The sequence below is a fragment of the Legionella resiliens genome (genome assembly GCF_021344005.1).
In the GTDB taxonomy this organism is placed as follows: Bacteria; Pseudomonadota; Gammaproteobacteria; order Legionellales; family Legionellaceae; genus Legionella; species Legionella resiliens.
Genome location: NZ_JAJTND010000005.1, coordinates 43,121 through 69,289, shown reverse-complemented (window position 1 = coordinate 69,289; position 26,169 = coordinate 43,121). Strand labels below are relative to the sequence as shown.

Here is a 26,169-nt window from a genome sequence, read left to right as displayed (position 1 = left end):
AATGCTATGATTCGTCATCCGGTATTTTTAAAAGTTTATATATGCCAAGTACTCCCCCTCCAAAATATCTGATAATTAATAAAAAAACGGATCATTTTTTTATTTCAATTAATAAGCAAGGGCCACATTCTTTTCTAATGCTTGGAATTTACGACCAAAATAAAGTTCGAAATTTGTTGTGCCGTGTAGGCAAGTTTGGCGAGGGTGTTGAAAATCCCAACTTTCTTTTCAACTTGAAGTTCGTTTGTAATTCTCTGTTTTTTGTTAATGGTGCCTATCTAGAAGATGAGAGGATTAGTCGTGATAATAAAGATGAACGTTCTATCACTTATCAAGCCTATGATATTACTTATGAGCAATATTTGGAATTTGTGGGGATATTAGAATCATTGCAAGAATCGGATAATACATTTACATGTTATAAGCCTTGTATCAAAAAAGATCCTGATTTAACGAACATTGATGAGGTCAGATTCATACTTAGCAATAGAAAAAAATTACCATCAGTTAATGCGGATAAGATAAAAGCACATCTAAGTGAATTGAATATTAGTAATACGTGCAGACATTCAGCAATAGAACTTGTTGAAGCAATTCAGCATGCTCCTGTCCCTTCTTCGGTTTCTTCTTCTTTTTTGGTGAATCTACCGTATGAAACGGTATTGGAATATGGCAGCCCGAGTGAGAGCATTCCGTTTTATGTGCTTCCACCTCCACCAGCAGCTTTTCATGAATCGGATAAGTTGAAAGAAAAGATAATTATCAAGTTATATTCGCGAATGGAAAATATGCTACTTCTTCAGCCTAATTCTCAGGATACTCAGAATAAATTTTTGAAATTGAAAGAATTGTATTTGAATATTGTTGGGCCAGAGAAGGATTTAACTCTCGATGAATTACTAAGAAGCATCCACACCTGGAAAGAGGATAAGGATAATAAGAAAGTATTAAACGTTTTAAGAAAAGAATATTTCTGGGACTCGCTCTCTTTCATTAAAAGACAATCGGCTACTATGAGTTTACTTGCAGAAGTGGAAGATGATCTTGCGACGGAAATCACGAATAGAAAACTAAGCTAGATAAGCTAATTTTAGTAGTGTTCAAGTGTGTACAAAAAGCATATTATAAGTAGTTTTCTGAGTTTTTCTAAATATACCTTAACTATGAATCTAGGGAGTGAATATGAAGCTTTATTACACCAAATCAGCGTGTTCATTAGCTGTACGTATTGTTCTTAATGAGTTAGGGCTTGATTTTCAAGATGAAGAAGTCGATTTGAAAGCAAAAAAAACCCGTTCAGACGAAAATTATTTATCGATTAATCCTAAAGGGGCAGTCCCAGCGCTTCAGCTTGATAATGGGGATGTCCTGACCGAAAATCAGGTTATTTTGCAATATTTAGCAGATATCACGCCAGGTCAAAAGCTTTTGCCGCCAGTAGGTGAGTTAAGAAGGTACCATACTCTGGAATGGCTCAATTACGTTGCCACTGAATTACATAAAACAGTAAGCATGTTTTTCAATCCTAATCTTAATGAGGAAACAAAAAGCATTTTTATATCGGTAATTAGTGCTCGATTGAATTATGTTAATGAGCATCTTGCGAATAGACCCTATTTGATGGGTAAGGACTTTAGTCTGCCCGATGCGTATTTGTTTGTCATATTAAGATGGACCTATTATTTTAAAATGGATCTTTCAGCCTATAAACATTTAGAACAATTTATGAATCTTGCTGCAGAGCGTCCGGCTATTGTGACATCGTTGCAGCAAGAAAAATTATAATAAGCACTTATTTCCTTTATTAAAAACGTTCGTATTTAATACATACACATGCATTTTAAATTCGAGCGTTCCCAGAATTTTTTGCTCCGGGATGAGGTAATTACAACTGTAATTATTTGGGAGGCAAATTATGCCTATAAAAGCAACTTTTCAAGGTGGAATAGATCTTAATTTTTCTCCACAACGTGAATTTGAATCAATTGAGGGCGTAGATCCGGAGAAGCAGGCCCCCATTATTGCTCGCAATGCAGTACGGCTTTTAATGATGGGATGGACTGAACAATGGACTGAGTTTTTAACTGCTAAAGTAGCCAATGCAATCTTTGTACAACGTGATCATGAATTATTAAGAGAATTACGTTTCGCTTTTCAACAAGGTTTTTTAGATCTTTTTGAACAATTGAAAGAGAAAAAATTAACCGATCCGCAACAAGAACAAGTTAATCTTTACTTGAGTAACTGTTTGACGTTACTTCCTTACAGTGATTTAACTCCTTATGAATCCATCAAAATCCCTCAATGCATCGATGGACATTGGGAACAGGTCGAATATCAGGTGAAGCCTATTGAATTAACAGAAAGATCAGGATGGAAGCGCTATTTTATCCATGATAAAGATCGTGTTTTTGCTTATGGACTTGAGCCAATTTTTAATAAGAAAGCAGAGTCACATTTAATTTTTATGGGGACAACCTATCCTGCTGGACAAGGTTTTTTACCGCAAATTAATACTGATTCTAAGGGGTTTGCAACAGTAGGCGAGTCTCTTTATTTAATGGGACGAAAAAGAATTCATGAATGGTTAAGCACACAGAAGAATAAAATACATGTATGCGGAGTAAGCCTGGGCGGATCGTTAAGCTTATTACTCGCTATGGATAAAGGGAGGTATAAACTTTCACGTGTGGATGCATTAAATCCTGCTGGACTTCATGATGCTTGGTTTAAAAGAAAACATGATCATTGGGATGAATTGACTGAGAAACCAGAAGTTGTGGTGCAAAAACAAGGGAATGACCCCGTGTCGGCTTTTGGGATTTGGAAGGATGATTGGTATATTATTCAAGTAACCCCACCTAAAGAAAAACAAGGACCTAATAGTTTTTGTGATCATTTTTTAAATTATGCTGGTTTTGCAGAAACGATCTTTACTTACATTGAGGCTGAACTGGATAATGCCAAACGAAAAGCACGTAATTTTTGGCTCTATACCTTGGGTAGGAGCTTAATTTATAACCTTTTTTTACTGCCGTATACCTACGCAGTCCGGCCTTGCATGTATTTTCTTATAAAAAATTGGATGATTTCTGTACCCATATTGGAAATTTTTGTTGGTGCATGTATTGCATTTGTTGGTATCTTACCGGCAATTGCTTTTCTGAGCATTGGTGGGGGTTTATTTGCCAGTGCTCTTGTATTCTCTTACTGGTTTTCCGATAAAAAAAGGTCACAAACTTCTTCTGTCCAGGATGAACGTGCAGAAACAGAAGACCTTGCACAAATGCATAATCCTTTACTTTCTCGAAATCCAACTATGGATATTTATAATGATGATAATGCGGTACCTATTGATTTAACGTATCAACAAATACATACCTATTATCATGTAATGCGATGTCTTGTAAAAGAAAAACACTTTCTGCCGGATCCAGAAAAGAAATGCAAGCATGTTGATGCGACGCTTACAAAAAAAATACTGCTCGAAGAAAGCTCCGATTCCCAGAAGGCTAATTTTGTAATGCCTTTCAAAGTTACCCAAGCGAAAGCAGCCCATATACGGCACACTTTGACCTTAGTAGAGCAATTAGGAATTGAAAATACGAGTCTAAAACTGAATTTGGAAAAATGCTATGCTGAATATTCTATGGGCAAGCACAGGTAGTTTTTTATCTTCAGGGTATATCAAAATAGATAAGTTTTGGGGGTGCTTGCAACTCTCTCTTGATCATATCTCTGCGTACCGTGGAACGTCCGCGAGGTCCAGGGTTTTTTACGGTAGATTTTCTGAATCCCGCGGACTTACCCCGTGAACAAGTCGTTGGGGTGGGTGGCCGCGGATTAGAGTTAGGCTGGTTTTTAAAAACCATTAAAAACGAAAAATCAGATGGGCAGCGACTGAGTAGAGAAAAGGATAATATGCGTCTGCTGGATTAAGCTGCGATTCTCCATACCCGGCAGTAAAAGCTCCAGCAATTTCGCCCATTATTTGCTCTGTAAAATTATAATTTACTCCTACATTAAAAGTAGGTCCTGGACGCCAATTATCCACAACGATATCTTTACGATGCACACCTGCCACTCCCGCGCCGGAAAAAATTTTCATTTGGGAATGAGGAATAGGAACCATGAGTTTTCCCATCAAAGTTAGGACTTCAGTTTGAGATGTTAAAGTCTCTAAGCCATCATGATCGAAACTGAATAAACTTATAGAATCGAAATTCACATTTGCTTCAGGGAAGTGTGTGTAATTCATTTCAATTGCAAAGAAATGAGTAAATTCATATCCTGCCAAAACACCCCATACACTTCCACCTTCTTGAACCTTTATTGGTGTTGAAAGCATCAGAGCAACATTCTGATTTTCTTTAGTGGGAACTAAACCCTTCCAGGTAGTTGAGCCGAAACCACCAATTGCACCTATATAAAAAGGGTGCTGTGGTAGATTACTATCTGCCAAACAACACGATGTAGAAAGAAATAAGAATGAGAGTAAAAATAATTTTGATTTTTTATTATGCACAATAATACTCTACCAAGATTGCTTTAATCATTAGAATTTCTGTTGGGCCGAAGCCCAACTTAATCAAATTTTTTTGATTTTAATACTTTAATAAACTTATTGACAGGATTTCTGAGTGGAACTACATATTCTGCCGCGAGAATCCATCCCTCCAAGACGGTAACAATTCCAATTATCAAGACAATCTTGTTTTGTAGTGTAAGGTTGAGCCGCGCATGCTTTATCCAATGAACCATATACACTTACCATACGTGCATAAAGCATATTCATATCTTGGCACATACCAGCAGGTAAACCAGAAGAAGTACAATAGCACGTTGCAACTACCTTAAATGAGGCACAAAAATTTAAATCATTAGTAGGAACAGCATTCCCACAAGGGTTACCATATGAAAAAACAGAGAAACTAAGTAAACACATTAAACCTGTAAAAAATCCTCGTATCATTTTTAACATCCTCTATTCTATTTAGACCCGAAATTTTATCCAGGTTACTCTATCAGAAAATTAATCTTGCTGCAAAAGGCATTGGCATGAATATGTGATTTTAATTATGAGTAAACAATCCTTAATTATCAATTGGCTGTTTTGAGTTACGGAGACTATAGGAAAAGAGTTCTCCACAATTCTTATCCTGAAAGTAAAGGTTTTTAGTTAGTCCGAAGTTATTTAAAATTTCTTTATCTGCCTTAAAATAACTTAAAATCCTTTAAATTCAATAGGGTGGATACTCTAGGGATATTCAAACTTAAGGATTAAAGCTTAGGTAGGAGTCGATCCAACCATTTGGGGAGATACCAGACCCAAGATTTAAAGAGAGCCATTGTGGCGGGTACTAAAAAGCTTCGTATTAAAAAGGCATCTACGAAAATAGCAACTGCAATGCCAAGGCCAAATGCTTTGACCATTAATACATCAGCGATCAAAAAAGCACAGCAAATCACAATGACAATCAATGCGGCACTCGTAATAATACGACTGCTTTTTTCAATACCAAAAATAATACTCTTGTTATTATCTTTGGTTAACTGATGTGCCTCTTTAATTCGAGTCAATAAAAATACCTCATAGTCCATTGAAAAACCAAAAAGAGCACAAAATATGATGACTAATAAACTAATATCGAGCATTCCTTGTGGCTGGAAATTAAGAACTTCAGAGAAATATCCTTCTTGAAATATAAAAACTAGAGCTCCATATGCGGCGCATAGGCTTAATAAAGTCATTACAATTGCTTTTAATGGCAAAAATAGAGATCTCAATAGGAGGAGGAGTATCAGATAAGAAAATACCATTATCCATAGGATGGCATAGGGTAAATAATGATAAATGCTATGAAGCACATCAATATTACTCGCAGCTACTCCAGTAACTTGTACTTTTAATCCCGAGTCTAATTTTATTTTCTGTAACTCATTAACAAGTTTCTTGGTCTCTTCGGAATCTACTGGATATTTGCTAATCACATTAATGACAGCCATACGCTTGGTGGTCGTTGTTTTAAGCAATTGTTTCACACTTGGGTCGAGAAGTTTTTTATCTAAATGATAAAGAGTGTAATATTGTCTCTTTTTTAGATCCGACTCACTGCTGATGATGCCATTGACTTCTTTGACTACCGGATTGCGCTTTAGTTTTTGGACCAAATTATATATTTTAGAAAGATTTTTACGCGACAAAATTGATGAAGACTGGGATTCGATAACCAGTATTATAGGATTTAATTGTTCAATCTGAAATTTCTTTGCATATGTATCATAGAATGCTCGATTCTCTGATTTTTCTGGAAAAATACGATAATCTGAGATACCAAACTTTGATACTAACAAAGGGTATCCCAGCACTATTAAAAAAATAAGAATGGGAAAGAAAAAGAGAGCGGGGTGACGAACTACTCGCTCTGCTAGCCAGCGCCACCAACTGGAGTGATTTTTGTTCCTAAACAGGCGTACTGAGAGCAAATTAATTTTTGATTTCAGGACGGCAAGAATTGCTGGTAAAAATATAGTTGATACTAGTACCGCGAAAAAAACAGCAGCTAAACCACCCACTGCTACTGAGAAAAGAATATTAACCGGAAATAAAAATAATGCGCTGAGGCTCACAAAAACTGCTAAACCACTAAAGAAAATTGCTTTACCTGCGGTTTCTTGAGTTGTTGCAATCGCTTCTTCAATATTTAATCCATTCTTTAATTCATCCCTAAATCGACTAATAAAAAATAATGAATAATCCAGGCAAAGGCACAGGCCGAGTAATAAGGCAATGTTGATGGTGAAAATAGAAAGAGTAAACAGATGGCCTAAAAAATAGAGGGTAGTTAGGATAATTATGGCGCATCCTCCCCCTAAAATAATGGGGAGTGTGGCTGCAATTACCGATCCAAATACAAGAATTAAAGTGATAATCGCTACTGGGGCTGCAATCATATCCGCTTTAAAAAGGTCGGTTTGTGTCTGTTTGTTCACATTTTGTACAAAAAGTGGCTCTCCGCCAATTTTCATTGTCATGCGCGAAGGTTTTTTTATTGATTCTTTAAGTTGTTTTAATAAGTCATCACTAAGCTGTTTATTGGTTTTGATGATCACCACTACATAAGCGGTATGTTTATCTTTGGAAATTTGATGTTTGTCGTCAGGGTAAATAATGTCGTGTTTAATTGGAAAATCTTTTAAATCGGATAATGATTTTTTAATTTTTTTCTTAAATTGATCCTGGGTCGCTAAAAGCTTATTGCTATGATACATAATAAGAAATTTATTTTTATCGTTATATCCCAATTTTTTATTCATATAATTTTCAGCCTGGGCACTTGATGAACTTTCATCAATAAATCCAGTTGTTTTAAAGGGATCAATAATGTGGGGTAGAAAAGGGATGCAGAGTAATATAGCAAGCAACCATAAGCCTATAATTGGCCAACGAAGCTTATTTATAAATCTTCCTAATCGATACGACAGTGCTTTTTTTTGCATTTTTATCGTCGGAACTCCAAATTCCAGGAACTCATAAAAATAATGACTCTTTAAATATATTAGTATAAATTAATCAGTATGTGTAAATTAATGAGTGAAAAGCTATTTGTGCATCAATATCAGGATTTAATAACGCTTTTTTATAATTGCTTCGGTGAAGAATTTAATACCAGACTGGTTAAGGGCGATAATGAGCCTATCTACATACCTGCTGGTGAACAGCATCCTTACAACGCTTTATATTTTGCCCACGGCTTTTTTAGCAGCGCGCTACATGAATGTTCCCATTGGCTCATTGCTGGGGAAGAGCGTAGAAAGCAAGTCGATTTTGGGTATTGGTATATGCCTGATGGACGCACCGTAGAACAACAGTCTTTGTTTCAACAAGTTGAAGTAAAACCACAAGCAATAGAATGGATCCTTTCAAAGGCTGCTGGACATAAATTTTATATTAGTATCGACAACTTAAATGGTATGGAATCAGACACCCTTGCTTTTAAACAGGCGGTATATAAGCAGGTAGTACATTATTGTAACCATGGATTATCACAACGTGCCCAAAAATTTCGTGAGGCTTTATGTTCTTTTTATGGCAAACCAACTCTTTTAAGGATCGAGGATTTTTCTTTTGAAGAATTATAGGTTTTATGAACTTCTGAGTTGTTTATTAGTACGATCTCTGAGTACCGCGCATAAGGCGTGGTACGTAGGAAACTTTGGGGGAATCGGAACATACACGAATAATTAAACACAGGTTCCTCTGCGTTCAACCTTGGCTGCATTACTGTGATTGGAAGTTCGCATGGCACTCTTTCCTACGTACCGCGCTTTATGCACGGTATCCAGAAATTACTTTGATGTACCAGTCGCAACTGCATGAAATCCCTTTAGGATCAATGATGTAGTACCACTCCTAAAGTCCAGTCTATATTTTGTTCTGCAGGAATATAGCTCACCGGTTGATTTACTGTTAAACCATAGCCTTCTACCATCAAAGCATAATAAAAAGCGGGAAAGAGGCAATAGGATTCAATGTATTCATTGTCTGGAAATTGATCGCTGAGAATTTCCCATTGCTGATGACAAATCAGAGTATTTGCTTGTTGCAGCAAGTCTTGAATGGTCAATTGATTGTTTTGAAACTGGAACGGTTTGCTCTCTACAAGATTTGGAAAACCACCAATGGCGTACCACGAATTAATATGACTGGCAGAAAGATCAGGTTGTACTTCATTACTGACTTTGTGCATTTTAATTAAAGGGATTACTTCTTGTTCACAGGTTAATGCATCGCCCTGTCCAGAACTGCCATCAGAAAGAGGGTAACCATCTGAAAAGCAGGAAGCTGTATCCAGAAGTTGGTGAGCCATTTCATTTTGTCCAAGACCCAGGAAACTGTGAACAGATAAATTGATGTGGTGCCCGTAAAGATCCAGTTCAACTTGCGTCCCTTTATTATCCGTTTTGCTTTGTATTGGGAAAACAATTTGTACTGACGCACCACCAATATCCATGACGCCTACTGGTTCATTGGCAGATGATTTGAGTGCCCCAATATGATAGTTTACCGCAAGCCAGTCATATAAAGCTTCATCATGCCCCGTAATGGTTTTTGCTTCTACTAGTTGCCATTCAGATTTCTGATGAAACCACGTTTGTACTTCCTGATAATAAATTTTTTGTTTCGCTTGCGGCACAAGACGCATTCCTGCAGTTGCATAAAAATAAACAGGTATATGTTGAGTAGGGGCTCCTGAGAAAAGCGTTGTCAAGTATGCATCTACAGTGTTTTGATTTGCTTCAATCATTGCAAATCCAGGTTTGATCTTTTTAGACCATATTTCTGTGATACGAGAAGGTGTATTTGTTTCATCAAGATCATAAGCAAAAACATGAAGTCGTGATCCCGTACTCCCTGCATCAACAACAGCGATACATTGATGTTCAGTACAGGCAGAGTTAGCATAAATATTAGTGGCTACTGCAAAGAAGCACGAGATAAGGAGAAAAATACGAAGCATGGTTACAGTCTCAATTATAAGTTGACAAATAATACAGTATGTATCTTTTATTTGCAATATGATAGTATGCGTAAAAAATGATACACTATTCCTTATTTTTTATGTAGGTTAACTTTACCTCAAGCTTTCAGGTAGGATTAAGAACCTAACCTGCTTTTTGTTTAAGTCAGTTTTTCAGGCAGTATTATCATGATGATAAATCAAGAATATCGCGGTTCTATCTATGCTATTTTATCTGGATTTCTTTACGGGTTTATTGGCTATTTTGGTTTAAGTGCAATGAACGGCAATTTATCTGCGAGCACGATGTTGTTTTGGCGCTTTTTAATTTCCAGCATGATTATTTTAATGGTGATGTTGCCAAAAATAAAAAAAACAAACGATTCTTATAAAAATATGTTCCTTGCCTTTTTAACAGGGGCTTTTTTTTATGGCATATCAACCTGGCTTTACTTTTTAGCATCTTATTACATAGGTTCTGGACTGGCGATGGTTATCTTTTTTACCTATCCGGTACTCATTATGTTGCTCAATTATTTCTTTTACAAGCAATTGATACCCCCGGTTTATTATTTAGCCATCTTAGTGATTTTAATAGGAATGGCGCTTATGGTGGACTTTGATGCATTGTCTTTTAACCTTTGGGGTATTTTACTGGGCATTGCTTCTGCTTTTTTTTATGCGTGCTATGTAATAGGCAGTAAAAGGAATGAGCTCTCTCCAAATATGTCTACTTTTATGGTGTGTTTGGGATGTATGCTAACCAGTTTATTGGTTTCTCTTTTTAATCACTCTTTTGCCATCCCATCCACATCGGACGTTTGGTACCATTTATTTGGAATTTCTGTTATTGCAACCGTTGTTCCCATAGTTTTGATGCTGTACAGCTTAAAATACATCAGTTCAGAAAAGGCTTCTATTTTATCCGTTTTAGAGCCGGTATTTGTGGTAATTTTTGGTGTATTACTTTTAGGTGAAGAATTGAACTTTTGGGGCACGGTAGGTATTGTATTGGTATTAACAGGCGCGCTTATTACTTTATTTAGCCATAAAATCACTCTGGGCGAATTGAAGTTTCAGCTCGTGCGTAGCGAAGATGCAGGGTAACTGCTCTCATAATGTGTCAAACTGCAGCCTGGCGCTTCCGCTCAGATTGTATTTCCAAGCACGTAGGCTTGGCTGAAAAGCCCAGAAAAGAATATCGGAAGCTTATTGCTGGGCTTTTCAGCCCAGCCTACGTTTGGGTCCAGAATATTTTCCCTAATTCGAATTCTGTGAAAACAGTTACTCAATACCAACTTCCATTACAACCGCCGCAGCCACCACAATCAGTAGCACAAGTCCCGCAACAGGGATTACCACCACAGTTGCCCAGCAAGGCAGTTGAGCACACCAACATTACAGCCAGTATTATTTTTTTCATTACCTGTCCTTATTATGGTATGTATATTAACTATACTCTATGTTTTTGAATTTAACCAATTTATACGCAAGTTTTTTGTAACCGTCACGGCCATTGATGAATAACCTCCCATAGAATGTAGCCTGCATTAGCGCAGCGTAATGCGGGATAATTTGCACCTATTTTCCGTATTACGCTGCGCTAATACGGGCTACGTCGAGTCACTAAACTTTAGTCTTCTGCAATGTATAGCCATTGCAATTTCCATAAATTATAAATAAATATTTGATTTTGTGCAGTATTTAAATAAGCGACAAGGGATTGATGAGATAAGTGACGGTTATTAGCAACGTAGCTTAGCAAATCATGAGAAACTCCTGTTGCATCCCATTCACAGCCATTAACGTACAACTGATATTCGAATTGTCCCTCTGAGTTTTGATAGGCAAAACGACATGTTGCATCTCTTGTCAGATCTGAGCCTGCTTTTATTTCCTTAATAAAATGTGATAAATCAATGAGCTCATTTTCTTCTAAAGGTAACGGTAACCGCATTTCTGCTTGTTGATCCAGCTGTGTCGCAAAGCATCCAAACCAGGATTTTATTATTTTCTCGTCACTGATTAATTGGTGTAACAGTTTTTGTGCAGTTTGCCAGGCAGGGCGAGTGATTTCAGAGGTATTGTGTAAATGAGACCAATCAGGGTCTTGATATAATGTTTTGAATGTTCCTTTTTCAGCTAAATAATCACCAAGGCTATCCAATAATTCTTGTCCTTGATAACTACGATAGCCGAAAGAGTAGGTCATGCAATCTTCGGAAAGTGAAATACCATAGTGGCCTACATGGGGTGGAAGATATAACATATCACCTTCTTCAAGGGTCAAACGTTCTTCGACGTCAAATTGTTCCATAATACGAAGTTCGAGATCTTTGATGTAATTCTCATTAGTGCATCTTTTAGTAGTAAGTGACCATTCCCGTCTCCCCTGAGCTTGATATAAAAAAACATCATAATTATCGTAATGAGGTCCGACGCTGCCGTGAAGCGCTGCATAGCTAATCATAATATCATCAATCCGCCATTGTGGAATGAAATCAAAATGATCAAGTAAATCATATACTTCGGGAATTAATCTATCCACGCCTTGTACGAGGACGGTCCAATGCGTTGGAGGAAGGAGATTAAAGTCATTTTCAGAAAAGGGTCCGCGCTTTAGATGCCAATAGGGTTTTTCATGGGGTGTTTCAAAGACAAGGCGACTTTCTACATCCTCTTCAAGGGCAAGTCCTGCTAATTCATCAGGGGATAATGGATTAGTGAAATCTGGAATGGCATTGCGAATCACTAGAGGTTTTTTTTGCCAATACTCACTGAGAAAGGTTTTTAAAGAAATTTGCTGAAAATTGATCATGTGTTGTTAATACTCCCAAAAAAACATCTGATTATTGTAGCCTGGGGAGCGAAGAACCCGGGATTTTGAGCCTTATTTTTCCCCGGGTTTCGCTTCGCTCCACCCACGCTACAATTAATAAACTTGAGCTGTACTTTTTAACTCGATTGCAAAATGCGTTCCAATTCGCCTTTTGCTTGCCGTGAGAAATTGATTAGATCGCTTTCTTTTTCAAAAAAATCAAACGATTGAATTAATGTTTCTTCGTCATGCTTTTGGAATGCCGTTGCCTTTCTCTGAATGTCCTCGTGTTTGTAACCTAGGAATTTCATAATTTCCTTGGTCATACTCAAAGAGGAGTCAAATAATTCCCTAATAAAATAATCAACACCTACTCGATATAATTCATAAGCATGGCGACGGTTACGGGCACGAACAAAAATTTTCAGGTGAGGGAAATGCTGTCTCGCTAACTTGACAATCTTTAGATTTGCATCTGGATTTCCAACAGCAACTATAAGGAGTTTGGCATGTTCAGCACCAGCACTTTTTAACAAATCCAAGCGACTGGCATCTCCAAAATAGCCGACATAACCAAATTTTCTGAGTAACTCAATTTGTTCTGCATTTTTTTCCAATACTGTAATTTTTACATTTTCACCATTAAGTAAACGTCCAATAATTTGTCCAAAACGTCCATAACCTGCAAGAATAATCCCATTTCTTTCATTGATTGCGTCATATTCACGTTCAGGCAAAAAACTTATAAATTTGGGTATAATCAAACGATGATAGAGAAGGATTAAAAAGGGAGTGGCAAGCATGGATACCCCAACAACAAGAGTAAAAAAAGCTTGGTATTCAGGGCTGATTACTTTAATTTTTCCAGCATATTCAAAAAGAACAAAGGCAAATTCACTCCCTTGAGATAAAGCAAAAGCAAAACCTACGGATTGCAGCTTTCTTAAGTCAAACAAAAGTCCTAGAAAATACAAAACGGTTGCTTTAAGCGTAATTAAGGCAAACACGGAGATGAGAATCAGCATTGCTTTCTGAGAAAAAAGAGAAAAATTCATTACCATTCCCACAGAAATAAAAAATAATCCAAGCAAGATTCCTTTAAAAGGCTGAATATCTGCATCAACTGCATGTTTGTACGGAGAGTTGGCTAAGACAACGCCCGCAATAAATGCACCTAAGGCAGGAGATACTCCTATAGATTCCATTAATAAAGTCACACCAACTACCAAAGCAAGAGAAAAAGCGGTAAATACTTCACGTAAATTGGTTTTGGCAATAATTAAAAACAAATGTCTGGATAAATAGTGACCAACTACAATAACGCTCCCAATAACTCCAGCAACAAAAATAGCATACAACCATCTTGGTAGACTCATAATGAATGCAGCCTCATGGATATTAAGTTGCATGTTTCCATGATGTGCAAGTAAGGGGATAATAATTAATATTGGAATTACCGCAATATCTTGAAACAACAATACAGCAAATGAAGTTTCACCTTCTGATGTTTTGAGTAGGTTTTTTTCTTGGAGCATTTGCAATACAAGAGCTGTGGACGAAAGCGACAGAGCCATACTTACAGTCAAAGTGGGTCGCCAATCAAAACCGATCATGAGCCCAACTGCCGTTAAGATACTTGTAGTTAAGAGGACTTGTAAACCACCTAAGCCGACAATGAGTTTGCGAAGCTTCCATAACATGGCCGGTTCCAGTTCCAAACCAATGAGAAACAACATCATAACCACACCAAACTCACCAAAATTCATAATTTGTTGGGAGTTTCCTATCAGTTTGAATCCAAATGGACCAATAAGAATACCAACTATAAGATAGCCCAGGACGGATCCCAGTTTGAAACGGCTCGCAATAGGAACCATAATGCTGGCTGAAGCAAGAAAGATGAAGACATTAAGCAATAGGTTTCCGTTCATAATTTAACTCTGATTTTATTTTGCATGACAATTTTTAAATTTTTTTCCACTTCCACAAGGGCAGGGCGCATTACGTGAAACTTTTGGTTTGCTGGTTTTATTTAATTTTGCTTTATGTACCCCATCGACATAGAACCAACGACCCGTTTCCTTATGGAACTCACTTAATTCATGAATAATTTTTATTTGGTTATGCTCGGAAAAACGTGCTGCAAATTCCACAAAACCTTTATCAGGACCAGACATACTTGTGTGCATTACCTCTAAATCAATCCAGGTCACACTTTTAGCCCATTGCCCAGCTTCCATTTCATTGAAGCTTATTAACGCGTTGCCTTTCATTGTATTTTTGATGTAATCAATTTTACCCATACTGTAAGCAGTATATCTTGAGCGCATCAATTGCTCAGGAGTTTCTGGGAGTTGTTTGTTGTCGATGTATAAACCGCAACATAGTTCATATGTATTTTGTGATCCACAAGGACAAGATGACATGATATGATCCAGCTAAAAGTAAATTGGATTTTTGGATTATATGCGATATAGCATTAAAATTTTACTGAATTACACATTATTTAGGGTAAAATAATGAATTCTTATTTATTTACACAAAACATAGAGCAAATCGATCAACAAAGAAGCGTGAATTTATTGGAGGAGGGCAAGGTTTTGTTTTTCCCGGAATATTTTTTTGCTGATGTAGACCCGCTTTTGCTATCTGAAAACGTGTTGGATGGCAGTCGTAAAAATGTAAGTTACGATATTCGTAATCAAAAGTTAAGTGCCTTTAAAAAGGATATGAACAATTTGGGTTCTAAGCTTAGGCCTATGATGCATGGTTATGCAGAGTTTGCACATCAATTGATTCAAACGGTTCTACCTTCTTATGTACCCCATTTGCAATGGGGAAGAACGAGTTTCAGGCCTGCACAAATTAATGGGCGTATTTCCTCTAAACGTAAAGATGATACTCGGCTGCATGTCGATTCATTTTCCGCAAGCCCCGTACATGGCTTACGAATTTTACGCGTTTTTTGTAATATTAATCCACATAACGAACCGCGAGTTTGGAATCTTGGCGAGCCATTTACTGATGTTCTTAATCGCTTTGCACCCAAAATTGCTCCTTACAGTAAAATGAAAGCAAAAATGTTGAAATGGGTTAAAGCAACTAAAACTCTGCGCTCGCCTTATGATCATTACATGTTACATTTACATGATATGATGAAGTTAGATGATGTTTATCAGGCAAAAGTTGAAAAGATGCAAATGGATTTTCCTGCCAAGAGCACATGGATAGTTTTTACCGATCATGTATCCCATGCAGCTTTGAGCGGTCAGCATTTACTGGAACAAACGTTTTATCTTCCTGTCGATAAAATGGTAGCACCAGATTATTCACCCTTAAATCAATGGAAAAAAATTAGACCCGAGTTGAGTTCATGTCATTAGAGGTTCTATTCCTGTTGGTACCGGTAAAATGATTAAAATCGTGTACTAAGGGAGTGGCTTATTTTGTTTATAGGTAAGATAAAAGAAGTATTTTCAAGTGTGCAGATAGTGCGATTTATCTTACCTAAACAGGAATGAAAATATTTATTAAAGATGATTCCTTAAAAGCTTCTCAAGCCCTTTAGATGTTAAAGGTTTACTGAAAAAATATCCTTGAACCTCGTCACAGTGTTGTTTTTTTAAAAAATCCAATTGTTTTTGACTTTCTACACCTTCAGCAAGAACTTTAAAATTAAAACTACGAGCCATAGAAATAATCGCTTCTATAATTACCTCATCACTACGTGAAGCAGATATATTTTGTATAAAAGACTGATCTATCTTTAAACAATCAATGTGTAATCGTTTCAGATAATTGATACTGGAATTTCCTGTTCCAAAATCATCTAAAGCAATTCGTATGCCAAGTTGTTTCAGTTGATTGAGTGTGTGTACAATATCTCTATGCGTTATAACCACATTTTCCGAAATTTCAAATTCTATATATTGTGGATTTATTAAATGTTCTTTTAAAATTTTTTCTACAGTATTAATAAAATTGGGCTGTTGTAATTGACGGCTGGTGATATTAATGGCCACTCGGATATATGGCAGCCCTTTGTTATGCCAGGATTTTATTTGTTGGCACACTTCATGGATAACCCATTCGCCTATAGGTATAATTAATCCACTATCTTCTGCTAAAGGAATAAAATCCATAGGAAGTATTAATCCTTTTTCCGGATGATTCCAACGAATTAATGCCTCTACAGAGTGTAAGTCTTTCTTTGTTTCAATATTAAATTGAGGCTGATACAATAAAAAAAACTCTTTATTTTTAATGGCGTTGTGGAGCTCGGTCTCAAGTTTAAAACATTGGTTCGTATATTCTTGTAATTGAGGGTCGTAAAAAAAATACTGATTTCCTCCGCGTTCTTTAGCTTGATACATTGCTAAATCAGCATTTTTTAATAATTCTCCTGGGGCATCTCCGTCTTTAGGGTAAATACATATTCCAATAGCAGTAGTAATTATTATATCGCGATTTGCAATTTTGAATGGTTCTCTCATTGAATCTAAAATTTTACTTGCAATACTTCCAATACTTTCATTTTTTGATATATGACAAACCATGACAAATTCATCACCACCAATTCTAGCCAAGGTATCTTCTTTATGAATTAAAGTAGACCACCTATGTCCCACTAAACTCAATAATTTATCACCCACTTCATGCGACAAACTGTCATTGATTAATTTAAATCGATCCAAATCGAAATACAGAAGGGCAAATTGCTGTTTATATTTTTTCGCATAATCCATACTGGTTTGTATTCTATCGATTAATAAGGCTCGATTGGGTAGCTGGGTCAATGGATCGTGCAGAGCTTGGTATTTAAGTTGTTTCTCAAGATTTGCCTGTTCTGTAATATCACGGAAACTCCATACTCGACCAATAGTTTCCTCGTTTAGCCGGTGTGGAAGAGTATAGCATTCCAGTATGGTACCGTTCTTAAATGTTACAATCTCCCTGCTTATCTCATCAATATTCTTTCTAAGACGATTTACGGCGGTTAAATAGTCTCTGGGTTCAATGATCTGATTAAGCATATAGTATAAAAGGATGGTTCCATCGTCAGTCTCTAACATAGATTCTGGAATATTCCACATGGAAATAAATTTTGAATTACAATCAATGAGCTTGTTATGCAAATCAATAACTAAAATTCCATCAGCGGATGATTCAAATGTAGACCTTAAAAGTGATAATGATTGTTGTAGGGACTCCGTACGTTCCTCTACAGTTTTCTGTAGAATTTTCTCATGATGCTTTGAATCATTTGCTAAAATCCATTTTCTTGTTAGCGCACAGGCCAGTTGCCTTACCGCAACCACATCAAAAGGCTTTTTCAAGATAAGATAATTATCCCCCATTCCTAATTTTTTTACCGTTTCTTCCCAACTGTAATCAGAATATGCAGTGCAAATCACTACTTGTATATCAGGATCAATCTCCCACATGTGTTTGATTGTTTCAATACCATCCCAACCTGGCGGCATTCTAATATCGACAAATGCCAAAGCATAATGTATCCCTTTTGTCTGGTCTTTTTGAATTTTTTGAATGGCTTCTTTGCCTTGACATGCGGTATTAAAAATAAATTTAGGTAAAAAAAATTCAATCTCAGGACTGCTAGATTCCATAAAAGAAGATTCATCATCAAATAATTGTTTATCCAAATCATTCAATTCTGACTGAGTATTTGCAGAGGTCAAAACTTTAATAAAATCCTGATGTATCGAAGGATTATCATCAATAATCATAATATGTAATGGTATATCACTCATCAGGCCCTCTCCATATTCATTTAAAATCCTCAGTAATCGGCAAAGTTAAGGTAAATTGTGCGCCGTACCCCTTACCCTCGCTTTTGGCTAAAAGGGAGCCTCCCATTTCGCGAGCTGATAAAGCTGAACTATGCAAACCAAAGCCATGGCCATCTTTTTTTGTAGTAAATCCAAAAGCAAAAATACGCTGTAAGTTATCCGCATTAATACCCACGCCATTGTCTTCGATAATAATTTGTACTGAATTTTTTTTCGTTTTTTGCACAATCAATCTGATCTCTTTAATAGAGGAGATTGTGTCCTCCAGCACTGATTCTTTAGCATTTTGAATTAAATTAATTAATATTTGCAGCAACTTGGATTTATCGACGGTAACTAAAGGTGCTGGTTTAAACTCTTTAGTAATTTTAATACCTGTTTTTTTTGAAGAACTCATCGAAATATTTAAGGCAGTATCAATCAATTCTGGAAGATAGATTTTCTCATTCACACTGGATAACCCGCTGATCGATTTTTGCGTATTTACGATTTGACTTATGTGGTGCAAATCATTCTGTAGATTTTCAATCTCAATATTATTTTTTTCATTTTCTTCCAAGATTATTTTAGTCAGTTTGTTCAGATATTCGGGAATAAGCTTGCCTTTGGGATCCTTGGTTAAATAATCAGCTAAATCCATTTGATGTTTTTCCATCATCTCCATAATTTTCAATAATTTCTTATGACAATCTTGTTGGAAGCTATTCTTTAATAAAGTAATGGAGACATTGGAGCTATTTAATATATTTCCAATGTTGTGCAAAATGGTGGTTGCTACCTCGGCCATGCCGGCACGACGTGCAGTCGATGATATTTGTTGATTTAATTCTTTAATTTTTTCTTCATTAATTTTACTTTTATGAATATCAATAACAATACCAGCAAGATGTTTATCGCCATCCTGGCATTGGCCAATTATACGATACCAATGGTATTTTCCATCAGGCGCTTTTACACGGACTTCACATTCATAATCAATATGAGCATTTAAAGCGCGCTCTATCTTATGAGATAACTCGAATCTATCTTGTTCATGAACTAATTCCAGAAACTCCTGCAGCGAAGGTGGTTTATTAATTGCATTTAAGTGGAAGAGATTGAATAATTCATTAGACCAGATTGTATACCCTGTATTGCCATCAAAAGACCAGTATCCTAATCCTGCGATATGCTGTGCAAACTCAAGCTTCTCATTCAAATTCAGCATTTCGCGAGAAGAAATCCTCATAGAGCGTTCATGTAAATAACGCTCTTGATCTGCTTCCATATAGGCATTATTAACACGCTTGATAAAGGTCTCCCATTGCTCATCGGTTTCTGGTTTGTTATCTTGACCAATGTGTGAATGTTCAAGTTGTCGTTTTAATAATTTGTGAATTTCCATATTATCTTACTTTAATATTAAGTTTTTAGGTCTCATAAATAGTTGTAATGGTCATAGTTTGGTTATGCAGTTCGCAATTACCTACAGAAAAAGGGGATAATTCCCCATATGAGTAGAAACCTACTTGAGTTGAACCTTCCGGCAAAGCGGACATAGTCGATTCGATTTCTTCTTCTGTGCGCTCACCCAAAAGCAGTCTTCTACCCACACAACTGATATCAATAGCCAAAACAGGTCCTAATTTTTCCAAGCTGTCGCGTAGCATCAATTTATTTGCGAGTAAACTCGCTTCATTAGCGCTATCAATTAATCGATCAAAATTCGCTCTCATCAATTGTGCATGCCAGCCCACCGGAATATCTCCCGCAAACACCAGAGACTGCTGTTTCTCATCAATTGCCAGAATAGTACGAACCAGTTGGACATTATCAGGTGCCTCAGGATTATTAATAGCCAATGGATAAAGCAATCCCGAGGAGGGTAGCTCAGAGGCTTTATCACCTAAATATTCTTTATAAAGTTGTAAGGCAGGTTGATAATCAAGTTCGTACAACACATTCGATTCTGAGCGAGTAATTCGACGAACGGGACCAAAAATATCCCATCCTCCTTTAGAGGCATGACCAACATGAATATCAGAACCGTAAAATCCTACCGCAACGACGTAATTATCAAGGATTTTATCATTTAAAATGGTCCATGTTTTTTTGAAGTTACTGCCATCACCCGCTAAACCACCAGTCATTATCAGTTGGGCGGTGTTACTGGTTGAGTTTAAGCCTTTTACTAATTCAGAACCATTAACATTAAGTCCGTCAGATAGAATAAAAATGCTGTGCAGATCGTCTGATTTTAATTTTTCGGAGATTAACCTGCCTGTATTTTGGGATTCTTTGCTGTGATTTACTTCAGCTTTTGCGATTTTTAATGAGGTTTTTGCGAATTTAACTACTGCAACGGAAATACTGTGGTCAAAAAGATGATTATCTAAAATTTCACCAGCAGTAGAGCAACCAATGATTTTGGATTTTGAGTAAAAGTTCGCCAATTGAATAATTGGTTCTTGAAAATCCAGAAATTCTGGGGCAGCAAAAATAAGAACCAAGGTATGCTCTGAATCAAGATCAGGAAATTCTTTCAAGCTCCATCCTTTATTTCTAAGGAATTGAAAGGTCTTGATTTCCATATATCTCTCCTGAGTGAAACTAATTGGATCGTAGGGTGAAAAGCATTTTTTATAAGTATAGTGTTATTTTTAGGTTTTTTCTTAATCATTTTGGTATGGAATATATCTTTTGGAGGCTAGAATTATTTTTTAGCTCGATTTTTTGCTACGTATACGAAATGTAAGAGTGACCTTTTTACTTACACACGTCCATGAAAACTCAGGATTTTACCAGTACAAATACCTTCGCCTGTTTCCGAGTGCCTATTTTACAAAATGGGGAAAATGCATGGTTTTACAGTACTTAAGATGTGTTGGCGATTAGTTTGGCAGATTCTTTTGAATTATTTGACATCAGTTATTCCTCTCTTTAGTATGTGTAAAAATAAGTCGTGTTGAGAAATATATTACTATCGTTCTGAAATAAGTGTCTGCTTATAAAGGCAATTTTATTATTTTGGATGGTTTTTTTATTTTGCAAAAATTAATGGAGTAAGTTTTATGGTTTATTTAATTGGCGAAAAAGAAATAAATTACATTTTTGAAGGACGAACCCTTAAAGAAATCACCCATAGAGCAATCCATACATACAAGAAGCGTCCAGGATTTTTTACTCCTTATGAAAATGGCGAGGAGTTTGTAGAAGAGCTACTTGCTCCTGTTGTATATCCTTTGGCGGGTATTGTTGTCGCCGGCTTTTCTGCATTTGCTGCAGTTGGATCAGTTGTTGTTTGTATAGGATCTTTGTTTGTAGCTGCTGGGAGTGAGTTATTCAGTGCTCCAAAACTTCGTGATAATGCGCTTCAATTTGCTGGTTATGCGTTATATTTTTCGGGTATAGCTCTTTTAACCGCTGCAATTAGCGCTCTATTGGCGATTATTAGTTTTCCTCACAGCGTGCTCTCCGTGGTTACCCGTCCAGTAGCTACGGTACTTGCTGCAGGTACAGCAGTTCCTGCGGATACTGAGACATTGGGCGATGAGATAGACACTGATACGAATCAGGATGAGTGTGTTTTCCGATGCATTTAGCGTCCCTATTTGAATTAAATTAGGGTAAAATCCAGAGAACTTTTTTGCTGATTGGTTTCTTCTCGTTCTAAATAATGCATTAACATGCTTAATTCCATTTTTACGCGTTTGATTTTTTCCCTTAATTTATTTTCTATATCCTGATAATTTTTAAGATCCAAAGTGATTGCTTCTTTTCTTTCTTGTTCCTGTGTAATGATGTTCAGCTTATGAATCTCGATTGTTGGATTAATGGTGAGAGAGCTGGAGTTGGTTTGATTGATTAGCTCTTCTATCTGTTGAATTTGCTGTTCAAATCTTTGCTTTTTCTGCAGCACGGTATGTAAATTCAAATTAAGCTCATTAAGCTGCTCATTTAATTTACTCATTAGAGTGGTTAGTGACTTATTCATTATGAAAAAAAACTTCAGTTTTCCATTCATTAAATTGAGCCTTGGATTCAATAAGAGATTGCATTTTTTTCATAGTTATCATTTAAAATACAATCCGGATTAAACCAAACTTATAAGATTAAAACAACTGGGTAATAAAAAAATGAATTAAACAGACCCAGTTTGAATTAAAAAAAGATATTAGTTTGATGGTTAATTGCTCATCCTGGGTGATGTTGCTAGAATACCCAAACAATGCGTAACTGCTGTTTTATAAAAGGTTTACTCAATGAAAGAGATCACTCTTACCGCTATCTTTGAAGGGACAATCTACAGTATTGAAGAGCGACAAACCCATTTGCATCGAGTGTTGCAAGAAGATTGTGATGGGGTCCGCATTACTTCTGCGGAGGAGATTAACCAATATCAAGATGTGACCCATTTTAAAATGGGTTTTAATGGATGTGGCATTGATTATGGTGTAAAGGGTCTTTTATTTGGGGCAGGTGTAGAAGAACAAAGTGACCAAGTTGTAGCGGTAGTTAAAAAGCTCATTCATGACGGGTATAAAGTAAAGTTAAATGGTATTGGTTTAAGCCGCGGTGGGATTGCGGCAATTTTAGCGGCGATTAAATTAGCTCATATTGATCGATTTCATTTGGAAACGAATTTGCTTCTTTTGGATCCTGTACCTGGCAATTTATTTTATATTCCCTTTCTGGATTTTTTCAAATATACATTAACGAATCGCACACTTGATTTGTCTCACTCTAAAAATTTAAATTATGTTGAGACACTCTACCCTTATCTCGAAGTAGGTGATGACACAGGAGAACGACTGGATCAGGTTCTTGCCAATTTTCATATCCCCATAAGGCCGACTTATCCAAAACATTGTCACGTTAGAGAAGAGGTTATCTTAGGAGCGCATTTAAAAGCTTTTCAAGACCTTGAAAAAGAGCAAGATACAGCCCAAATAAACTACTATGGTGTTAATGTAATTCCTGTAATCAGAAAGCTCAGTAGAGCAATTATGTATCAGTTCTTGAGTCGGGTAGGAAGCTTGGCAGAGGTGGGAGAGAATGTTGCACAAACTGAGATTATCAAGGAATTTGAGCGAGAACGAGAGAAATGGACTGGCATACTCGCTGGAGTTATTAGGAATATTATCCCCAAAAGTAGAAAATTACATTCTCAGGATGATTCTAAGATTACGGTTAAGAGTTCAGCAAAATATCTTAATAAAACGCATCGTGAACTTATAGATATGGAGTCTCAGGATCCCGAGGAACTATGCTTAAAAGTGGAGCCAGAACGAACTTATTCTGAAAAAGTAAAAACTCCCTTAACAAAAGAAGTTTTATTAAGTTTGGCTAAAGCTATCAAAGATAAAATGACTGACACGAGTAAGCAAGGGAGAAAGGGAATATTATTAAGTAATATTCAACAAGGTTTGGGCAAAGATAGGTCTTTTAGTGAAGAGCAATTGAGTTTTATACTCAGGGATATTCTCACAATTGCGTTACAACGTGACCGATACAGCTATAGTTTTTATGGGACAACAACTTCCGGATTGGCTTTAGTTAAGGCATTAAATCAACCTGAGTTTAATGCAATTCAAGAGCTCATACAATTTGAGGGTAAGCCCATTGAATACTCTGATTTAACTGCTTATGTTTTGGGTAGAAATGATTCGGCTCATTTTAATAGTCACGCTAAGGAAGCAAATCTTGATCACGTAGCGGAGCATGAACTCGGAGAAGACGGATACAGGATGTTAATTTAGATCACTGGCTTTTCTGAAGCAGCTAATCGGTTGTTTTGTTGACAAGAAATCAAAGGAAGAGAGGAAATGGAACTTCGTATCGATGAAGAAAAAAGACATATTACTATTCGTTCAAAAAATAGGTTTATTCTTTTAGTTACAGTAAGGCCATAGTCATGTTTCACTGGTTAAAGGAATGGAGGTACGAACGCATTGTACGCCATTCACTTATAACGGACGAAGAGTGGAATGAGGTGTTTCAAAATTTACCTTTGCTGCGGCGCTTGAATGAACAAGAAAAAATAAGGCTTAAGCGATTAGCTATTTTATTTCTTTATTACAAGTCATTAGAAGGAGTTGGCGAGCTGCAAATAACAACTTCCATGCAATTAAATATTGCTTTGCAGGCATGTCTTCCTATTCTGAATCTTGGATTCGATTGGTATGACGGTTGGGTTTCAGTCGTAATTTATCCTGGAGCATACTCACATGAGAGTAAGGAAATCGACGAATTTGGGGTAGAGCATTTGGGAAGATCACATTTAAGCGGAGAATCATGGCAACGCGGGCCAGTGATTATCTCCTGGGACGATGCACTACATCATGGTGGTGTGAATGGGCGGAATGTGGTGATTCATGAGTTTGCCCATAAATTGGATATGCAAAACGGTAGAGCGAATGGATTTCCACCTCTCCATAAAGGAATGTCTGCGCAGCATTGGACTGAAGTTTTTAACAGGGGATATAATGATTTGCTAAACCGTATTCAACGCGATGATTCTATTCCAATTGATCCGTATGCTATTACCTCGCCAGCTGAATTTTTTGCTGTATTTTCTGAATTATTTTTTGAAAAACCGGAAACAGTCAGAACCTATTATCCTGATATTTATGATTTACTCGTAAAGTTTTACCGTCAGGATCCACTGAAGAATGCGTAGCCTTGCTGAAGCGCAGGCTATCGTAATTTATCCTAAGCGCTCAGTTCCTATCAGGGAACGGCATGGATGCATCTTGAGAGAAAATATTGAGCATAGTAATTTGAAATATTACAATTACCAGCTAAAAGTATATCGTGTTTCTCTTGAACTCCACCCATCTATGATGTGTACTTCAAGCTGTTTTTCAGAGACTAGATTAAATTCAATTAATGAGCCCCAATAAGGATTATGGAATTCAAAAACCTGTTTGGTCTGTCCAGTCGTTAACTTGCAAGAAACTTGACGCGGTTCTGGGGCTCCAAGACCATCTCCATAACCCAAATCCAATTGGGTAGAGCCTTGTGAGCGCCCGGAAGAGGTTACTTCATTCAGCCAATTACACTCAATTTTAGCTGATTGAAAATGTTGATTTTTGAGTTTTAAACAACTTCTATGTATACTGGTGCACGGTTTTGCAAAACTCGTTCCAGCAAGTAAACCCATCAAAAGAAAAGTGTAAAATTTAATCATTATTATGCCTAATCAGTTTGGGTGAGGTTTTTTTATCATCATTATTAAATTGTTGTCAATGGTTTTGAACAAAACAGTCATTTATTGAAAAACCAAAAAATGAGCATAATGATGAGGCTAATTAGGATACATGTAGTAATAGGGAAATAGAAAGTAAAGTTACTTCTCTGAATTATGATATCACCTGGCAATTTACCCAAGCCGATTTTTTTGATAAACGGCCAAAATATACCGGTTATTAGTAAAATAATGCCTGTGATAATTAGAATTTTTTGGATCATATTTTTTATTCATGATTCGAAATAGATCGTATAATATTAACAAGGAAAAAAAATGAAACAACAAATTTCAATGTATGCTGCTTCCATACCCGTTTTTAAACAAATGCTTACCTCGCTCAATGCAATTTTAGAAAAAACTCAGGCTCATATTGATCATAATAAAATAAACCCTGAGACTTTCTTACAAGCAAGCCTTTTTCCGAATATGTTTCATTTCACACGCCAGGTGCAGATTGCAGCTGATTTTGCTAAAAGTGTGTCTGCTCGTTTGGCTGGGATGGAAGTCCCTGCTTTTGAAGATAATGAAAAAACTTTTTTTGAGCTGCGTGGCCGTATTGAGAAAACGCTACTCTTTCTTTCTAATATTCTTCCAGAACATGTTAACGGTAGTGAAGAGAATGAAATTATTCTTCGTCCAGGGACTTCAAAAGAGCGAAAACTTAGTGGACAAACTTATCTTGTGCATTATGGGTTACCGCAATTTTTCTTTCATGTTACTACCGCTTATGACATTTTAAGAAGTTTAGGGGTTGATATTGGTAAAGCAGATTACATGGGGACTTTTTAGTAG

24 protein-coding genes are annotated in these 26,169 nt (G+C 36.5%); 11 read left to right on the top strand and 13 right to left on the bottom strand.

All coding sequences use genetic code 11. The features are described from left to right. The first annotated feature begins 41 nt into the window (after positions 1-41). The 3 genes from LXO92_RS12940 (at position 42) to LXO92_RS12930 (ending at position 3,667) form a co-directional block, all read left to right on the top strand. A complete protein-coding gene (locus tag LXO92_RS12940) occupies positions 42-1,079 on the top strand; it encodes a hypothetical protein (RefSeq protein ID WP_182349971.1) in 1,038 nt (345 codons plus the stop codon). A gap of 103 nt (positions 1,080-1,182) precedes the next feature. Further along, positions 1,183-1,785 (top strand): glutathione transferase GstA, encoded by a 603-nt coding sequence (gstA, locus tag LXO92_RS12935; protein WP_182349970.1) that lies wholly within the window; start codon positions 1,183-1,185, stop codon positions 1,783-1,785. Positions 1,786-1,915: 130 nt separating this feature from the next. Beyond that, positions 1,916-3,667: a hypothetical protein gene (locus LXO92_RS12930; protein ID WP_232891120.1), complete on the top strand. Its 1,752-nt coding sequence runs from the start codon at positions 1,916-1,918 to the stop codon at positions 3,665-3,667. A gap of 204 nt (positions 3,668-3,871) precedes the next feature. Here LXO92_RS12930 and LXO92_RS12925 read toward each other — a convergent pair whose 3' ends face one another. From LXO92_RS12925 to LXO92_RS12915, 3 genes are all read right to left on the bottom strand, one after another. Next, entirely contained in the window at positions 3,872-4,525 is a 654-nt protein-coding gene (locus LXO92_RS12925; protein ID WP_232891119.1) for an outer membrane beta-barrel protein, read from the bottom strand. Between the two features lie 96 nt (positions 4,526-4,621). Then, positions 4,622-4,972, bottom strand: a complete 351-nt coding sequence (locus tag LXO92_RS12920; RefSeq protein WP_182349967.1) for a hypothetical protein — start codon at positions 4,970-4,972, stop codon at positions 4,622-4,624. A gap of 308 nt (positions 4,973-5,280) precedes the next feature. Further along, positions 5,281-7,500: an MMPL family transporter gene (locus tag LXO92_RS12915; protein ID WP_182349966.1), complete on the bottom strand. Its 2,220-nt coding sequence runs from the start codon at positions 7,498-7,500 to the stop codon at positions 5,281-5,283. 108 nt (positions 7,501-7,608) lie between these two features. Here LXO92_RS12915 and LXO92_RS12910 point away from each other — a divergent pair, with 108 nt between their 5' ends. After that, a complete protein-coding gene (locus LXO92_RS12910) occupies positions 7,609-8,142 on the top strand; it encodes an elongation factor P hydroxylase (RefSeq protein ID WP_340163012.1) in 534 nt (177 codons plus the stop codon). A gap of 251 nt (positions 8,143-8,393) precedes the next feature. Here LXO92_RS12910 and LXO92_RS12905 read toward each other — a convergent pair whose 3' ends face one another. Further along, the gene (locus LXO92_RS12905; RefSeq protein ID WP_232891117.1) at positions 8,394-9,521 is read right to left on the bottom strand and encodes an acetate and sugar kinases/Hsc70/actin family protein; all 1,128 of its coding nucleotides are present in this window, start codon (positions 9,519-9,521) and stop codon (positions 8,394-8,396) included. Positions 9,522-9,713: 192 nt separating this feature from the next. Here LXO92_RS12905 and LXO92_RS12900 point away from each other — a divergent pair, with 192 nt between their 5' ends. Further along, the gene (locus tag LXO92_RS12900) at positions 9,714-10,628 is read left to right on the top strand and encodes a DMT family transporter (protein WP_182352838.1); all 915 of its coding nucleotides are present in this window, start codon (positions 9,714-9,716) and stop codon (positions 10,626-10,628) included. An 11-nt stretch (positions 10,629-10,639) separates the two neighbouring features. Then, entirely contained in the window at positions 10,640-10,993 is a 354-nt protein-coding gene (locus tag LXO92_RS12895; protein ID WP_182349963.1) for a hypothetical protein, read from the top strand. A 161-nt stretch (positions 10,994-11,154) separates the two neighbouring features. Here the strand turns inward: LXO92_RS12895 and LXO92_RS12890 are convergent, their stop codons facing one another. The 3 genes from LXO92_RS12890 to LXO92_RS12880 form a co-directional block, all read right to left on the bottom strand. After that, positions 11,155-12,339 (bottom strand): cupin domain-containing protein, encoded by a 1,185-nt coding sequence (locus tag LXO92_RS12890; protein ID WP_182349962.1) that lies wholly within the window; start codon positions 12,337-12,339, stop codon positions 11,155-11,157. Positions 12,340-12,476: 137 nt separating this feature from the next. Beyond that, positions 12,477-14,270 carry a monovalent cation:proton antiporter-2 (CPA2) family protein gene (locus tag LXO92_RS12885; RefSeq protein WP_182349961.1) on the bottom strand — a complete coding sequence of 598 codons (1,794 nt, stop codon included), beginning with the start codon at positions 14,268-14,270 and terminating at the stop codon, positions 12,477-12,479. A 15-nt stretch (positions 14,271-14,285) separates the two neighbouring features. Next, on the bottom strand, positions 14,286-14,765 hold the full coding sequence (locus tag LXO92_RS12880) for a YchJ family protein (protein ID WP_182349960.1): 480 nt from the start codon (positions 14,763-14,765) through the stop codon (positions 14,286-14,288). Between the two features lie 93 nt (positions 14,766-14,858). Between LXO92_RS12880 and kdoO the strand changes: the two genes are divergently transcribed. After that, positions 14,859-15,722, top strand: coding sequence for a Kdo hydroxylase KdoO (kdoO, locus tag LXO92_RS12875; protein WP_182349959.1), 864 nt, complete (start codon positions 14,859-14,861; stop codon positions 15,720-15,722). 147 nt (positions 15,723-15,869) lie between these two features. Here the strand turns inward: kdoO and LXO92_RS12870 are convergent, their stop codons facing one another. Genes LXO92_RS12870 through LXO92_RS12860 form a run of 3 tightly spaced genes read right to left on the bottom strand, consistent with a single transcriptional unit; the run spans position 15,870 to position 20,719 of the window. Then, complete coding sequence (locus LXO92_RS12870; protein ID WP_232891116.1) at positions 15,870-18,110, bottom strand: EAL domain-containing protein; 2,241 nt, start codon at positions 18,108-18,110, stop codon at positions 15,870-15,872. A gap of 16 nt (positions 18,111-18,126) precedes the next feature. Next, positions 18,127-19,533 (bottom strand): sensor histidine kinase, encoded by a 1,407-nt coding sequence (locus tag LXO92_RS12865; protein ID WP_232891115.1) that lies wholly within the window; start codon positions 19,531-19,533, stop codon positions 18,127-18,129. 25 nt (positions 19,534-19,558) lie between these two features. Further along, positions 19,559-20,719, bottom strand: coding sequence for an FIST signal transduction protein (locus LXO92_RS12860; RefSeq protein ID WP_232891114.1), 1,161 nt, complete (start codon positions 20,717-20,719; stop codon positions 19,559-19,561). Positions 20,720-21,199: 480 nt separating this feature from the next. Between LXO92_RS12860 and LXO92_RS12855 the strand changes: the two genes are divergently transcribed. Then, the gene (locus LXO92_RS12855) at positions 21,200-21,730 is read left to right on the top strand and encodes a hypothetical protein (protein ID WP_182349955.1); all 531 of its coding nucleotides are present in this window, start codon (positions 21,200-21,202) and stop codon (positions 21,728-21,730) included. A 14-nt stretch (positions 21,731-21,744) separates the two neighbouring features. On the opposite strand, the gene LXO92_RS12850 is transcribed toward LXO92_RS12855, so the two are convergent. Beyond that, complete coding sequence (locus LXO92_RS12850; RefSeq protein ID WP_182349954.1) at positions 21,745-22,152, bottom strand: hypothetical protein; 408 nt, start codon at positions 22,150-22,152, stop codon at positions 21,745-21,747. A 238-nt stretch (positions 22,153-22,390) separates the two neighbouring features. On the opposite strand from LXO92_RS12850, the gene LXO92_RS12845 reads away from it, so the two are divergent. Both LXO92_RS12845 and LXO92_RS12840 read left to right on the top strand, forming a co-directional pair. After that, positions 22,391-23,887 (top strand): hypothetical protein, encoded by a 1,497-nt coding sequence (locus tag LXO92_RS12845; protein WP_182349953.1) that lies wholly within the window; start codon positions 22,391-22,393, stop codon positions 23,885-23,887. Positions 23,888-24,042: 155 nt separating this feature from the next. Then, entirely contained in the window at positions 24,043-24,807 is a 765-nt protein-coding gene (locus tag LXO92_RS12840; protein ID WP_232891113.1) for a M90 family metallopeptidase, read from the top strand. Between the two features lie 114 nt (positions 24,808-24,921). On the opposite strand, the gene LXO92_RS12835 is transcribed toward LXO92_RS12840, so the two are convergent. Both LXO92_RS12835 and LXO92_RS12830 read right to left on the bottom strand, forming a co-directional pair. Beyond that, complete coding sequence (locus tag LXO92_RS12835) at positions 24,922-25,317, bottom strand: hypothetical protein (RefSeq protein WP_182349951.1); 396 nt, start codon at positions 25,315-25,317, stop codon at positions 24,922-24,924. 77 nt (positions 25,318-25,394) lie between these two features. Beyond that, positions 25,395-25,598 (bottom strand): DUF2905 domain-containing protein, encoded by a 204-nt coding sequence (locus tag LXO92_RS12830; RefSeq protein ID WP_182349950.1) that lies wholly within the window; start codon positions 25,596-25,598, stop codon positions 25,395-25,397. 52 nt (positions 25,599-25,650) lie between these two features. On the opposite strand from LXO92_RS12830, the gene LXO92_RS12825 reads away from it, so the two are divergent. Beyond that, positions 25,651-26,166, top strand: coding sequence for a DUF1993 domain-containing protein (locus LXO92_RS12825; protein ID WP_182349949.1), 516 nt, complete (start codon positions 25,651-25,653; stop codon positions 26,164-26,166). Positions 26,167-26,169: the final 3 nt, after the last annotated feature.

Coding starts and splice junctions, on each gene's coding strand:
- LXO92_RS12915 (WP_182349966.1), bottom strand. CDS start 7,500: ATGCAAAAAAAAGCACTGTCGTATCGATTAGGAAGATTTATAAATAAG.
- LXO92_RS12860 (WP_232891114.1), bottom strand. CDS start 20,719: ATGGAAATCAAGACCTTTCAATTCCTTAGAAATAAAGGATGGAGCTTG.
- LXO92_RS12840 (WP_232891113.1), top strand. CDS start 24,043: ATGTTTCACTGGTTAAAGGAATGGAGGTACGAACGCATTGTACGCCAT.
- LXO92_RS12930 (WP_232891120.1), top strand. CDS start 1,916: ATGCCTATAAAAGCAACTTTTCAAGGTGGAATAGATCTTAATTTTTCT.
- LXO92_RS12835 (WP_182349951.1), bottom strand. CDS start 25,317: ATGATTAAATTTTACACTTTTCTTTTGATGGGTTTACTTGCTGGAACG.
- gstA (WP_182349970.1), top strand. CDS start 1,183: ATGAAGCTTTATTACACCAAATCAGCGTGTTCATTAGCTGTACGTATT.
- LXO92_RS12905 (WP_232891117.1), bottom strand. CDS start 9,521: ATGCTTCGTATTTTTCTCCTTATCTCGTGCTTCTTTGCAGTAGCCACT.
- LXO92_RS12900 (WP_182352838.1), top strand. CDS start 9,714: ATGATAAATCAAGAATATCGCGGTTCTATCTATGCTATTTTATCTGGA.
- LXO92_RS12885 (WP_182349961.1), bottom strand. CDS start 14,270: ATGAACGGAAACCTATTGCTTAATGTCTTCATCTTTCTTGCTTCAGCC.
- LXO92_RS12865 (WP_232891115.1), bottom strand. CDS start 19,533: ATGGAAATTCACAAATTATTAAAACGACAACTTGAACATTCACACATT.
- LXO92_RS12895 (WP_182349963.1), top strand. CDS start 10,640: ATGTGTCAAACTGCAGCCTGGCGCTTCCGCTCAGATTGTATTTCCAAG.
- LXO92_RS12890 (WP_182349962.1), bottom strand. CDS start 12,339: ATGATCAATTTTCAGCAAATTTCTTTAAAAACCTTTCTCAGTGAGTAT.
- LXO92_RS12830 (WP_182349950.1), bottom strand. CDS start 25,598: ATGATCCAAAAAATTCTAATTATCACAGGCATTATTTTACTAATAACC.
- LXO92_RS12850 (WP_182349954.1), bottom strand. CDS start 22,152: ATGAATGGAAAACTGAAGTTTTTTTTCATAATGAATAAGTCACTAACC.
- LXO92_RS12855 (WP_182349955.1), top strand. CDS start 21,200: ATGGTTTATTTAATTGGCGAAAAAGAAATAAATTACATTTTTGAAGGA.
- LXO92_RS12880 (WP_182349960.1), bottom strand. CDS start 14,765: ATGTCATCTTGTCCTTGTGGATCACAAAATACATATGAACTATGTTGC.
- LXO92_RS12870 (WP_232891116.1), bottom strand. CDS start 18,110: ATGAGTGATATACCATTACATATTATGATTATTGATGATAATCCTTCG.
- LXO92_RS12825 (WP_182349949.1), top strand. CDS start 25,651: ATGAAACAACAAATTTCAATGTATGCTGCTTCCATACCCGTTTTTAAA.
- LXO92_RS12920 (WP_182349967.1), bottom strand. CDS start 4,972: ATGATACGAGGATTTTTTACAGGTTTAATGTGTTTACTTAGTTTCTCT.
- kdoO (WP_182349959.1), top strand. CDS start 14,859: ATGAATTCTTATTTATTTACACAAAACATAGAGCAAATCGATCAACAA.
- LXO92_RS12845 (WP_182349953.1), top strand. CDS start 22,391: ATGAAAGAGATCACTCTTACCGCTATCTTTGAAGGGACAATCTACAGT.
- LXO92_RS12940 (WP_182349971.1), top strand. CDS start 42: ATGCCAAGTACTCCCCCTCCAAAATATCTGATAATTAATAAAAAAACG.